The 13,242-nt window shown below is 59.6% G+C and carries 11 protein-coding genes; 10 read left to right on the top strand and 1 reads right to left on the bottom strand.

The annotated features are described in order from the left end of the window. Positions 1-119 precede the first annotated feature (119 nt). Entirely contained in the window at positions 120-2,753 is a 2,634-nt protein-coding gene (gene clpB, locus OZX64_RS08050; protein WP_277172545.1) for an ATP-dependent chaperone ClpB, read from the top strand. A gap of 144 nt (positions 2,754-2,897) precedes the next feature. Here the strand turns inward: clpB and OZX64_RS08045 are convergent, their stop codons facing one another. Further along, the gene (locus OZX64_RS08045; protein WP_277172543.1) at positions 2,898-3,803 is read right to left on the bottom strand and encodes a hypothetical protein; all 906 of its coding nucleotides are present in this window, start codon (positions 3,801-3,803) and stop codon (positions 2,898-2,900) included. A gap of 135 nt (positions 3,804-3,938) precedes the next feature. On the opposite strand from OZX64_RS08045, the gene rmuC reads away from it, so the two are divergent. From rmuC to gatB, 9 genes are all read left to right on the top strand, one after another. After that, positions 3,939-5,303, top strand: coding sequence for a DNA recombination protein RmuC (gene rmuC, locus OZX64_RS08040; protein WP_277172541.1), 1,365 nt, complete (start codon positions 3,939-3,941; stop codon positions 5,301-5,303). Positions 5,304-5,416: 113 nt separating this feature from the next. Then, positions 5,417-6,037, top strand: coding sequence for an orotate phosphoribosyltransferase (locus tag OZX64_RS08035; RefSeq protein WP_277172539.1), 621 nt, complete (start codon positions 5,417-5,419; stop codon positions 6,035-6,037). A gap of 19 nt (positions 6,038-6,056) precedes the next feature. Beyond that, positions 6,057-6,200: a hypothetical protein gene (locus OZX64_RS08030; RefSeq protein ID WP_277172537.1), complete on the top strand. Its 144-nt coding sequence runs from the start codon at positions 6,057-6,059 to the stop codon at positions 6,198-6,200. Next, a complete protein-coding gene (locus tag OZX64_RS08025; RefSeq protein ID WP_277172535.1) occupies positions 6,193-6,984 on the top strand; it encodes a TrmH family RNA methyltransferase in 792 nt (263 codons plus the stop codon). The genes OZX64_RS08030 and OZX64_RS08025 overlap by 8 nt, the downstream gene beginning before the upstream one ends. Positions 6,985-7,055: 71 nt before the next feature. Beyond that, positions 7,056-8,087: an ATP-binding cassette domain-containing protein gene (locus OZX64_RS08020; protein WP_277172532.1), complete on the top strand. Its 1,032-nt coding sequence runs from the start codon at positions 7,056-7,058 to the stop codon at positions 8,085-8,087. Continuing rightward, positions 8,084-9,184: a hypothetical protein gene (locus OZX64_RS08015; protein WP_277172530.1), complete on the top strand. Its 1,101-nt coding sequence runs from the start codon at positions 8,084-8,086 to the stop codon at positions 9,182-9,184. Before OZX64_RS08020 ends, OZX64_RS08015 begins: the two co-directional genes overlap by 4 nt. Positions 9,185-9,580: 396 nt before the next feature. Next, positions 9,581-9,880 (top strand): Asp-tRNA(Asn)/Glu-tRNA(Gln) amidotransferase subunit GatC, encoded by a 300-nt coding sequence (gatC, locus tag OZX64_RS08010; RefSeq protein ID WP_277146135.1) that lies wholly within the window; start codon positions 9,581-9,583, stop codon positions 9,878-9,880. Continuing rightward, a complete protein-coding gene (gene gatA, locus OZX64_RS08005) occupies positions 9,880-11,418 on the top strand; it encodes an Asp-tRNA(Asn)/Glu-tRNA(Gln) amidotransferase subunit GatA (protein WP_277172528.1) in 1,539 nt (512 codons plus the stop codon). The genes gatC and gatA overlap by 1 nt, the downstream gene beginning before the upstream one ends. A gap of 24 nt (positions 11,419-11,442) precedes the next feature. Beyond that, positions 11,443-12,942 (top strand): Asp-tRNA(Asn)/Glu-tRNA(Gln) amidotransferase subunit GatB, encoded by a 1,500-nt coding sequence (gatB, locus tag OZX64_RS08000; protein WP_277172525.1) that lies wholly within the window; start codon positions 11,443-11,445, stop codon positions 12,940-12,942. Positions 12,943-13,242 lie beyond the last annotated feature (300 nt).

The raw sequence follows: 13,242 nt of genomic DNA, 5'->3' as shown, positions 1-13,242 counted from the left end.
AGAGACTCAAGTTTTGGGAATAGAACCCTTCCGTTTGTGGTTGTACTAATCAGAGATTGAACGATGCCTTGCCATTCCGCCGATTTGCGACGGGTCAGGGCGAACAAACGGAGGAAAACATGGAACAACAATTTACGACCATGGCTCAGGAAGCCATCGGTGACGCGATTCAAAGCGCGTCGGCTGCGGGCAATCCGCAGGTCGACACCCTGCATCTGATGGATGCGCTGCTGCGTCAGGAAAACAGCGTGGTCACCGGACTGATCAGCGCCGCGGGCGGAGATCCGAAAGCAATCGGAGCCGCGGTGCGCAACGCCTTGGTCGCGCTGCCGAGCGCCAGCGGTTCCTCGACCTCGCAACCACAGGCGAGCCGCCAGTTGACGGCCGCGTTGGCTCAAGCCGAAAAGGAAATGAAGCAGATGGGCGACGAATACGTCTCCACCGAACACCTGCTGATCGGCATCGCCGACGCCGCGCCGAACGAAAGCGCGACGATTCTAAAAAACAACGGCGTGACGCCGGAAGCCTTGCGCAAGGCCGTTCCGGGCGTGCGCGGCGGTGCGAAAGTGACCAGCCCGGACGCCGAAGGCAGCTACAAGGCGTTGGAGAAGTACTCCACCGACTTGACCGCGCAGGCGAAGGAAGGCAAGCTCGATCCGGTCATCGGCCGCGATCAGGAGATTCGTCGCGTCATGCAGATTCTCTCGCGCCGCACCAAGAACAACCCGGTGCTGATCGGCGAGCCTGGCGTTGGCAAGACCGCTGTCGTTGAAGGCTTGGCGGAACGTATCGTTGCCGGCGATGTGCCGACGACGCTTCAAAACAAGAAGCTTATCAGCCTCGATTTGGGATCGATGGTGGCCGGTTCGAAGTATCGTGGCGAGTTCGAGGAACGGCTGAAGGCCGTCTTGAATGAGATCAAGAGCGCGAACGGCGAGATCATCACCTTTATCGACGAGATTCATACCATCGTCGGCGCGGGTGCGGCCGAAGGCTCGATGGATGCGGGCAATATGTTGAAGCCTATGCTGGCGCGCGGCGAGCTTCGCCTGATCGGCGCGACCACGCTCGACGAATACCGCGAGAACATTGAGAAGGACCCGGCGCTGGAGCGCCGCTTCCAGCAGGTCTTCGTCGGTGAGCCAAGTGTTGAAGACACCATCGCGATTCTGCGTGGCTTGAAGCAACGTTACGAGGCACATCACAAGGTGACCATCGGCGACGATGCGCTCGTAGCCGCGGCGACGCTTTCGAACCGCTACATTTCCGGCCGTCAGCTGCCCGACAAGGCCATCGATTTGGTCGACGAGGCGGCGGCGCACCTACGCATGGAGCTGGATTCGCAGCCTGAGGAGATTGACGAGCTGCAGCGCCGCGAGACCCGCCTGGAAATGGAGGAGATGCAGCTGAAGAAGGCCGAGGACCCGGCCAGTAAGGACAGGCTCAAGAAGCTGCAAAGCGATCTGGCGGATACCCGTGAGAAGCTTTCGGGCCTGAAGTCGCGTTGGGACGCCGAGAAGGCCGGCCACAACAAGGTCGGCGACTTGCGTGCCCAGCTCGACGCCAAGAAGGTGCAGGCCGACAAATTTACCCGCGAGGGCGATTTGGAGAAGGCCAGCAAGATTCTTTACGGTGAGATTCCGGCGATCCAGAAGCAGCTCGATCTGGCTGAGCAAGCCGCGGACGAGGAAAATGCGGACGGCCAGGAGACCGAGCCGATGGTGCCCGACCATGTGGATGCCGATTCGGTGGCGGGCATCGTCTCCGAATGGACCGGCATCCCCGTCGGCCGTCTGATGCAGGGCGAAAACGAGAAGCTGCTGAATATGGAGAAGTTCCTTGGGTGTCGCGTCATCGGCCAGAAGGAAGCCATTCAGGCGGTTTCGGACGCGGTGCGGCGCTCGCGTGCCGGTATTTCCGACCCGAATCGTCCGACCGGTTCGTTCCTCTTCCTCGGACCCACGGGCGTCGGCAAGACGGAGCTCGCCAAGGCGTTGGCGGACTTCCTCTTCGACGATGAGAAGGCCATGGTGCGCATCGACATGAGCGAATACATGGACAAGGGCTCGGTGACCCGCCTGATCGGTGCGGCCCCAGGCTATGTCGGCTACGAGGAAGGTGGTCAGCTCACCGAGGCCGTGCGGCGTCGCCCTTACTCGGTCGTGTTGTTCGACGAGGTGGAGAAGGCGAATCCCGAGGTCTTCGACATCCTTTTGCAGGTGCTTGACGACGGGCGTCTGACCGATGGACAGGGCCGGACCGTGGACTTCAAGAACACGATTCTGATCATGACCTCGAACCTCGGCTCGCAGTTCCTGGTGCAACCCGATCTGGATGACGAGGCGAAGAAGAACGCGGTGATGGATGCGGTGCACGCGCACTTCAAGCCGGAATTCATCAATCGTCTCGACGAGCTGGTCATCTTCCATCCGCTCACCCGCGAGGAGCTGGGCGACATCGTCGACATCCAGGTGCGTCAGGTCGCGTCTCGTCTGACCGACCGCCGCATCACGCTCGACGTCACCAAAGCTGCGAAGGAATGGCTCGCCAATGCCGGTTACGACCCGGCTTACGGTGCTCGTCCGTTGCGTCGCCTGGTGCAGACCGAGGTCGGCGACCAGATGGCGAAGATGTTGCTTTCGGGCAAAGTCCACGACGGCGACACCGTTCTGGTCGACCAGACCGGCGGCGATCACCTTGAGCTGAGCACGATGCCGGAGGACCCGCTGGACGAGGACCGCGACGACGAGTGATTGAAAAGCGTAAAGCGCGTAAAACCTGAGAACGGTGCGCGTTCAGAGGGCCGGACTGTTGCAGCAATGTGACAGCCCGGCCCTTCGTTATATTCATATTCGTATATTCAGAGGCATATGGCGAACGTTATCGGCTTGTTCCAATCAATCGTTGCCTTGCTGTACTTTTCTGCGTCCATTGATAATAAGGATAACCGCGAGAATAGCGAGGATAAGGCCGGCGATAACCAGTACCCCCACTCCGCCGAAAAGCGCGACGGCTAACCGTGGTTGCGGGCCGAACACTACCAGCAGCGCGAACGCCCAGACCGCGATGATGATGACGGTAATCGTGAAGACGCGGGAGAAACGGGCAAGCCTCCTCACTGCGGCGATGAGTGTGGCAAATGCGTGATCGGTTATGGAATCGTTCGGCGTTTTCGGCGTGGAGGCTGCCGCTGGTGCGGCGGAATCTTGGAAACGTTCGGCGTCGCGCAGGATGAAAAGTTCCAGCAGTTCGATGCTCAGCGCCAGGGCGACAATGATATTGACGGAACCGAAATAGGCGTGGCGGGAACCTTCGGGGAACTGATTGCCGGCCACGCAGATGGCCAGGCTGTAAATGTAAGCGCCGGTGGCTCCCAACGAGATCAGTGAATTGACGTCGGGCATGCGCAGTTTCAATGCGTGCCAGCCCTCTCGATGGATCGGTGAACCACAATAAAACATCGCCGGTGTGCTCAGAATGGCCTGTACCCATGGGTTGGTCAGCCAGCTGGGAATCGGAGCATCGCTGAAACGGCTTAGCAGTGAGAGGATGCATACGATGGCCGTAAGGAGCAGCGAGAGCGTCAGCAGACGTGAGACATACGGAATCTGGGCTGTAGTTCGATTGGACTGTCCCTGAGCGTCGATATCGGCAGTGGGGGCGTCGAGATTTCTAAGCCCATGGAGAGCCGTTTCGACTGAGGACTGAGCGGAAGCGGGAGAGCGGAAAAAGAGGAGGATGAGCCACGTCGCCAGCGCGGCAAGCACTACTGCCAAGCCGCCCATAAATAAGTCGAATTCCATGGTGCCTCCTTGATTACCCTTTCATCATCCCAGCAAATCGCACCGGTGGCTACACTGGGACGTTGATTGACACGAGATATACGCACAGTCGTATGGTTCTCGGCTTCGTCCATGGCATCCTGTGTAATAGAACATATGTTCGAAAATCCTGTAGTGGCAATCGTAATGGTCATCCTCGCAGCGGCGCTGGGGCTGGTGGCCGGATTTGTGCTGGGCAAATCCAAAGGGCAGGAGACCGCGAGAACCGTCAAAGACACCGGTGCCGAAGAGACGCAGGCGCAAAACGACCAGCTTCGGCGACAGGTAGGTGAGCTTACCACGCAGGCCGCGCAATATCGAACGCAGTGCGATGGGTTGAATCAGCAGCTGGCGTTCGTCAAATCGCAATTGGCGCAGGCCCAGCAGGCCGAGCAGCTTCGTGTGCAACGACAGCAGGAGCAGGAGCGGAGGGAAGCCGAACGCAAACAGGCCGAGCAGGCCAAGGCGATGGCGGAGCAGAGCAAGGTGCTTTCCGCGCTCGCTCCTGTGCAGAAAAACCTTGATGCCCTGCAGCAGAAGGTCACCCAGATTGAAGAAGGCCGCAAGCACGAGATGGGTGCCTTGGGCCAGCAGCTCAAGGGGCTGAACGACCAACAGACCCGCTTGGACAAGGAGACCAGTTCGCTTTCGGCCGCGTTGCGCAACAACAAGGTGCGTGGCGCATGGGGTGAGGCGCAGCTGCGCAACATCGTGGAATCCGCAGGGCTTCTGGAGCATGTCGATTTTGATACGCAGGTGGTCGTGGCCGATCCGGAAGGTCGCATACAGCGGCCGGACATGGTGGTTTATCTTCCCGGCGGCAAGACGATTCCCATCGATGCCAAGGCACCGTATTCCGATTACCAGCGTGCCTGCGAGATTCCCGATACGGCTTCTGTTGACGAGCTCAAACGTCGTGATGAGTTGCTGCGGGCCCACGCCAAAGCGTTGCGCGAGCATGTCAAGACCTTGGGCGACAAGGCCTATTGGAATGCTTTCGAGACCACTCCCGATTTTGTTATCGCTTTCATTCCCAACGATGCCTTGCTTGAGGCGGCTTTGAAGGTCGACCCGACGTTGATGGACGATGCATTCGCGCGTAAGGTTGCGTTGACTTCGCCGGTCACCTTGTGGACGGTGCTGAAATCGGTCGCTTTCGCGTGGCAACAGCAGAGCCTTACCGATGACGCCAAGATGCTTTTCGATCTTTCGCGTGAGCTGTATGAACGTTTTGCGGTTCTTGGCGACAAAGCCAACAAGCTTGGCCATTCCATTACCCGTACGGTTTCGGCATACAATGCTTTCGCTTCGTCGTTGGAGTCGCGTGTGTTGGTCACCGCGCGTAAAATGCAGAAGATTGATTCGAGCAAGGTTATCGAGCCGGTCGAGATGGCCGATTCCGAGAAAACTGACGTCCATGAGCTTACGGCTCCCGAGTTGGACCTTGAGTCGAAAGAGCAGGAACAATCGTCCGGTGAATAAGACCATAGCGCTGTGGCTGCGCGAAGAATCGTGATTCTTCATGACGTCGGTGGTCGGCGTCTGGCAAGCAGGCCATAATATGGGTCGGACTGATACAAAGAGTAGGAGAGCCAATGAGTGCCAAGGGTAAAAGAGCCGATCGAAGTGGCGAGCTTGGTGAGCTGTTGCGTGCGGCGATGGCCGATAAGCCGTTCAACGAGCTGTTTGCAGTGAGTCTTGATGCGCACGGCTTCGAGCTTATTGGTGACGCTTTGCTCGACGCGTTGGAGCAGCGCGGTTTCGCTCTTGGTGACTTTGATGCGGTCGGCGCGTTGACCGCTGCCGCCGTGCCGATGGTGACTGCGGTGATGCACGCCGCTCATGAGCGCGGACGTGAGCTTAACGGTTTCGTGATGGATTTTGTCTATCCGTCGATCAAAGGCCCTTCTATTTCAGGCAGGCGCGTGGTCTTGCTCGATTCGTGGCTTTCCGAAAAGTCGTATGTACAGACTTCGTCGCTGGTCACCTTGCGCAACGGCAATGAGCTGAGTCTTGATTTCAGCGTTGTGGAGCATGAAGGCGCAGAAGTCGTTGCCATCGCTTCATTGATCGGCGGGGTCAGTGGCGATGCCGACGCTGGCGGCATCAAAGTCATTAATCCCGTTTCCGGCGAGCAACGCAATCTGCCTTTTGTAACGGTTTTCGACGAGGACGGGTTGCGTGGTGGCGCGACTGAAGCAGAAAAGACCGATTGATATGGATGAGCCAACCCGCATGACCGCTGTTATAGTCGCTCGTGAGAGCAGCGAGCAACCGTATTTCGTGCGGCATAGGCGTTTGCAATCTATTGATAGTGCGAGCATGGTCGATGCCGACGTCAAGGCCATGATCGAAGGGAGTACTGATTATCGTGCGTGAGCCTAATCCTATAACCGCGGCGGCCCAGGCTTCGGGCGAGCCAGTTTTCCGCGAGATCGGTGTCGGTCCGTGGGCGCAGACCCATCCAGACGAACCTCGTCCCGACAATCCGCAGTCGCCGAATTTCGACGAACGCTACGATCCGGAACTGCTTGACAACGGTGACCGCCGTAATGTGCTCGATGGATTCCGCTATTGGTCAGTGTCCGCCATCAAGGCTGAGCTGGACAAGCGGGGCCGTCATGGTTTCGACGTGGCCGTCGAAAACTGGACGCATGATTTCAATATCGGATCGATGGTGCGTACGGCCAATGCCTTCGCTGCACGCAAGGTCCATATCGTCGGCCCGCACAAGTGGAACCGCAAGGGCGCGCTGATGACCGAGCTCTACCAGCACGTCGACCACCATCCCTCCATCGAAGAGCTGGTGGCGAGCTGGAAGCAGGAAATCGCCGAGGAAATCAAGCAAGCCGAAGCGGACGAGGCCAAGGCCGAATTCCGTGTGGACAAGGCCCGTTATCACCGCATTGCCGAGGAGGCCAGGGCCTCCCGTATCATCGCACTCGACATCATCCCCGGCGCGGTTCCCATCGAAACCTACCGTTTCCCGAACCGTTGCCTGATGCTCTTCGGAGCCGAAGGGCCTGGTCTCTCTCAGCGGGCGCTGGAACTGGCCGATGATGTGGTCTATATTTCCCAGTTCGGCTCGGTGCGCTCGATTAATGCTGGTGCCGCCGCCGCGGTCTCCATGCACTGCTGGATTTCCCAGCATTTGACTGCTTGAAATCTTGAACGTACCCTGAATTGTCACCGAGGCCGATGACCGTCGCATTGGCCGCATGATACGGTTAGAATATGATAGAAATAACCAATCTGAGTAAGCGGTTTGGCTCCAAAACCGCGCTCGACGGTGTGAGTTTCACTGCTTTTGACGGCAAGGTGACCGGGTTTCTCGGTCCTAACGGAGCGGGAAAATCAACGACGATGCGCGCGGCACTGGGGCTGATCGCGCCTGATTCCGGAAAGGCGTTGATCGACGGCGCTGACTTTCGCAAGTCCCGCGCCCCGATGACGAGTGTGGGCGCAGTACTCGACGCCAAGTCGGCTCACAAGAACCGTTCCGCATACAATCATCTGCTTTCTCTGGCGCTCACCAACGGCATTTCCAAGCGTCGCGTCAACGAGGTCATCAATTTCACCGGCTTGGAAAGCGTCAAGAAACGCAAAACCGGCGGCTTTTCGCTGGGTATGAGCCAACGGCTTTCCATCGCGGCGGCGCTGTTGGGCGACCCGCACAACCTCGTGCTCGACGAGCCGGTCAACGGCCTCGACCCTGAAGGTGTGAAATGGGTGCGTGAACTGTGCAGGTTCTACGCCAGCCAGGGCCGTGCGGTGCTGCTGAGCTCACACTTGATGAGCGAGGTCGCGCTGACCGCCGACAATCTGGTCATCATCGGGCAGGGCAAGGTCTTGGAAACGACCACGGTCAACGATTTCGTCGCCGAGCACTCCGCCCATTCGATTCGTGTGGTCACCCCGGAGCCGCAGAAACTCAGGGCCATTTTCGCCAGTGCCCCGGAGGTCCAGGTACATGTTGAACAACGCACAGCGTCCGACCCGCGTGAAGGCGAGGTCTTCCGCATCAACGGAGCCGACCTGAAGTCCGCCGCGCAGGTGTTCGCGCAGGCGCAGCTGGTGACCTACGAACTCGTCGAGGAAAAGGTGTCGCTCGAAGAGGCCTACCTGTCACTCACGCATTCCCAGGCGCAGTACACAGCCAAGGAGCTTCCCGGCGAACGGCCGATCGAATATGTGCAGCAGAATATGGACGGCAATTTCGCAACCGCCGGGAACATGCAGTTTAATGGGGAAGGACAAACGCGATGAGCGAGACCAATACCATGAATCCTTCGAACCCTGGCCCGGACTCGAATCCGAATCCGAATCCGAACCCTGGTTCGAATCCGAATCCGACTGCCGGGGCCGGTCCGTTGCCATTGCCGTCGTTGCCTGTTCCGACGATGCCCGCTTCAACAGCGTCGGCGCCTGTGAGCGTGCCGACGGGCAATGTGGCTTCCAGCTCTCAGGCCGGTGTCGCACGATATACAGTAAGCCGCAGCATGGCACGCGCCCGCCTGAGCTTTTTCGGCAGCGTGCGTTCCGAGTTGGTGAAGCTGCGCAGCATCGCCTCCACATGGTGGCTTTCAGGCATCGCAGTCCTGTCGACGGTCGGTTTCGCCGCGCTGTTTGCGTGGAGCATCAAGCAGGAGAGCCATTATGACGATAAGGGCAAGTGGATGGCGACGGCCATGCCCATTCCTCGTTCGGTTCTGTTTGAATGCGTCTCGCAGAGTCTTGTCGTCGCCATCATCCTGATCGGTGTCATCGCCATTCTCGTGGTCACCGGCGAATACGCCACGTCCTCGGTGCAGATGTCGCTGGTCGTCAACCCGCGACGCGTGATGTTCATGAATGCCAAGGCCTTTGCGGTGGCGATTTACTCCTTTGTGCTTTCGCTGGTGACCTTGCTCATTTCATGGGGTGTGGTAGAAGCCATGCTTGCGGGCTCGAAGCAGACGCCGCTGACTGCCAAAGAGCATTGGCTACCGCTGATTGTCATTCTCGGGGGTGCGGCGATAACCACATTGGTCGCTGAATTTTCGCTCGGTCTGGGCGCTATCGTGCGCTCGACGGCCGGCGGTGTGGTCATTTTCGTCGTGATCTATATGATGGCCACTACGATTTTCGGCATCATCTCCAGCCTCTCCAAGCATATGCTTTGGGCCAACTGGTGCTCGCAGCTGATGCCCTCGAGCTTGGTCAATACGTTCCTGTCGGGGAAGAGCAACGAGCTTGAGGCCGGCATGGTACCCAAGGGCTGGCCGGTTCCGGGCTGGTGGCAGAGCGGTCTGATCATGCTTGCATGGGCCGTCGTTTTCTATGCTGTCGGCACGCTTATCGCGCGTCGCCGCGATGTGAAGTAACGGTTCGCCGTCGTGGCCGTTGGCTGTGCCTCTGGAGGTAAATCCTGGCTTCGATGTTCGGCTCTGTTGATTTGAACGCCAAGGGTTTATGGGTTGCAGGTGAGAGCTCACTATAGCGGCCGTAGGGGTTGGGCTTGGGAACTCCTTTCCTCGAGATGTTCACAGGTCTGCTGCCTAGGATCGATAAGTTGTGCCTCTAACAGGCCAGTTGTGCCCCTATCCGGTCATTCCTGCCTCTTGGCGTGTGTTTTGGGTTTCGAAAACCTACGTCGGGAGGCAGGATTGACCTGTTAGAGGCAGTTGGTATGGCAGTGTCGATTTATTTGTCGTCGGAATCGGTTTTTATGTCCGGACGCCGTCATCTGAACGTCACAGATGACTCATACAATTGAGGCTATGCCTACTTTCACAAGAGATACAGTCGAGCATCTGGGCCAACTTGCCCAGATCGCGCTCACCGACGAGGAAGCGACCCGCATGCAAGGCGAGTTGAACGTCATCGCCGATTCCATCAACAAGGTGCAGGAAGTCGCGTCCGATGACGTCGAACCTACTGCCAACCCGGTTCCGCTCGAGGCGTATCTGCGCCCCGACGTCCCCGAAAAGCCGTTGAGCCGCGAGGACGCGCTCGCCGGAGCCCCAGCCACGGAGAACGGTATGTTCGTAGCCCCGCGCATCCTCGGAGGTGAAGCCTGATGGCCGAAGCAAATGAATTGGTGAAGCTCACCGCCGCACAGATGGCGGAGAAGATTCGCAACAAGGAAGTCTCCAGCCGCGAGCTGGTCGATGCCGAGCTGAACGTCATCGATGCCGCCGAACCGGACATCCATGCGTTCCTGCACGTATCCGCCGATGAGGCGCGCGCTCAGGCCGACGCCTTCGATAAGAAGAATGCCGCAGGCGAGACCGAGGGCCTGCCGGAGCTCGCCGGTGTGCCGATCGCCATCAAGGACATGATCGTTACCAAGGGTATCGAAACGACCGCCGCTTCGAAGATTCTCGAAGGCTGGATCCCGCCGTACGACGCCACGGTCATCACCAAGCTCAAGGCCGCGGGCATGCCGCTTTTGGGCAAGACCAACCTTGATGAGTTCGCACAAGGTTCCTCCACGGAGCACTCCGCGTTCGGCCCGACCCATAATCCTTGGGACACCTCCCGTGTCCCTGGTGGCTCCGGCGGTGGTTCCGCTTCCGCGGTCGCCGCATTCGAGGCCCCGCTTGCGCTCGGCACCGATACCGGCGGTTCGATTCGTCAGCCCGGCAGCCTGACCGGCACGGTCGGCGTCAAGCCCACCTATGGTGGCGTTTCCCGTTTCGGTGCGATCGCCATGGCGAGCTCGCTCGACCAGATCGGCCCGGTCTCGCGCAACGTGCTTGATTCCGCGCTGCTGCAGGAGATCATCGGCGGCCACGACGTGCGTGATTCCACGTCCATTCCGATGGACGTTCCGCCAATCGTCAAGGCTGCTCGCGAAGGCTACAAGCGCGACCTCAAGGGTATGAAGGTCGGACTTGTCAAGCAACTCGGCGGCGATGGCTATCAGCCCGGTGTCGAGGCCCGTTTCAATGAAGCGGTCAAGCTTCTGCAAGACATGGGTGCCGAAGTGGTCGAGGTCGATTGCCCGCACTTCGATTACGCGCTCGCCGCCTACTACATCATCATGCCGTCCGAGGTCAGCTCCAACCTGGCCCGCTACGATGGCATGCGTTACGGTCTGCGTGTGATGCCGCCGGCAGGTGTGCCGCAAACGGCCGCCAACATGATGGCCTATACCCGCGAGGCCGGCTTCGGCGACGAGGTCAAGCGCCGTATCATCCTTGGCATCTACGCCCTTTCCGCCGGCTACTACGATGCATGGTACGGTTCGGCGCAGAAGGTCCGCACCCTGATCATCGACGATTTCAACAAGGCGTTCGAGAAGGCCGACGTGCTGGTCGCGCCGACGAGCCCGACCACCGCGTTCAAGTTCGGTGAGAAGATGAACGACCCGCTGACGATGTACATGAGCGATATCGCCACGATTCCGGCGAACATGGCCGGCACCCCCGCGATGAGCATCCCCGCCGGGCTTTCCGACGATGGCCTGCCCGTGGGCTTCCAGTTCATGGCCCCGCAGAAGCACGACGAGCAGATGTACAAGCCCGCCGCCGCGCTTGAGGCGGCCCTGGAGGAGCAGTGGGGCGGCCCGGTCTGGCAGAGCCTCAAGACCCCGTGGCTCAAGAGCGCAAAGTAATCGGACGGCAAGGAGAAACAAATCATGGCTGAAAAATTGATGAAGTATTCCGATGCCGTCAAGGAATTTGACCCGGTATTCGGTCTGGAAACCCACGTCGAGCTGTGCACGCAGACCAAGCTGTTCTGCCCGGCGCACGAGGAGTTCGGCGCGGAGCCGAACACGGAGCTCACCCCGGTGAGCCTCGGCCTGCCCGGAAGCCTGCCGGTGGTCAACAAGACCGCCGTCGACTTCGCGATCAAGCTGGGTCTGGCGCTGCACTGTGAGATCCACGAGTGGAGCCAGTTCGCCCGCAAGAACTACTTCTACCCGGATATGCCGCGCGACTATCAGATCTCGCAGTTCGACAAGCCGACCAACGGCAACGGCTATCTCGACGTCGAGCTCGACGATGGCACCACCTTCCGCGTGCCGATCGAGCGCGCCCACATCGAGGACGACGCCGGCAAGAACACCCACGTTGGTGGCGCCGACGGCCGTATCGAGGGCGCGGACCACTCGCTGGTCGATTACAACCGTGCCGGCGTCCCGCTGATCGAGATCGTCACCAAGCCTGTCGAGGGCGGCGGCGACCGCGTCCCGGAGATTGCGGACGCCTACATGCGCGCCATCCGCGACATCGTGCGCGCCCTGGGCATTTCCCATGGCCGCATGGAGCAAGGCAACATGCGCGCCGACGTCAACATCTCACTGCGCAAGAAGGGCACTAAGGAGCTCGGCACCCGTTCGGAGACCAAGAACGTCAACACGTTCCGTGGCATCAAGAAGACCTTGCAGTACGAGATTCGCCGTCAGGCGGCCATCCTCGACGAGGGCGGCGAGATTCTGCAGGAGACCCGCCACTGGGACGAGGCCACGCAGACCACCGCTGGCGGCAGAGTAAAGTCCGATGCCAACGATTACCGTTACTTCCCCGATCCCGACCTCGTGATGCTGCACATCACGCAGGAGCACATCGACGAGATTGCCAAGACCATGCCGGAGATGCCGCGCGAGCGTCGTGCCCGCCTGCAGAAGGAATGGAACCTGACCGATCTGCAGATGCGCGACCTGATCAACGCCGACGCGCTCGACCTGGTCGAAGAGACCGTCAAGGACGGTGCCTCGGCTGCCGGCGCCCGCAAGTGGTGGCTTGGCGAGATCTCCCGCGTCGCAAACGAGCGCAGCGTCTCGCTTGAAGAGCTGCCGATCACCCCGGCCGACGTGGCCGAGGTCGAGAAGCTCGTCGCCGCAGGCAAGCTCAACGACAAGCTCGCCAAGCAGACCGTCACCGGCGTGCTGGACGGCGAAGGCACCCCTGATGAGGTCGTCAAGAAGCACAACTATCAGGTCGTTTCCGACGATGGTGCGCTCGACAAGGCGATTGATGAGGCGCTTGCCGCCAACCCGGATGTGGCCGAGAAGCTCAAGAGCGGCAACATGAAGCCGATGGGCGCCATCATCGGCGCCGTTATGCGTGCCACTCACGGTCAGGCCGATGCCAAGGCCGTGAGCGCTCTGGTCATCAAAAAGATGAAAGGCTGAACTCGCTGAGCCGTTAAGCGAAAAGCCCAGTGGGCTTTTCGTAGGCTCAGTGAGCGCGATGTACGAGCGCGAAGGCAAACCTTTGGTTTGCGTGCGAGTTCTTGCTTGGTGAGTGGGATTCCTGCAACCAAGCCCAGTGGGCTTCACGTAGCTAATTGAGCGCGATGTACGAAACATGAAGGTGGAATCCCGTAAGGGGTTTCACCTTTTTGTTTGGGTCATTACAGGCGCATGCCCTTCCGGCCAGCCTTTCGTTGATATTGGGTATGTTGAAGGCCTGGCTGACGGGTGAGCGGATAT

The sequence above is a fragment of the Bifidobacterium sp. ESL0704 genome, from assembly GCF_029392075.1.
In the GTDB taxonomy this organism is placed as follows: Bacteria; Actinomycetota; Actinomycetes; order Actinomycetales; family Bifidobacteriaceae; genus Bifidobacterium.
Note: the sequence above shows the minus strand (reverse complement) of the source record. Positions and strands in the feature narration are given on the sequence as shown.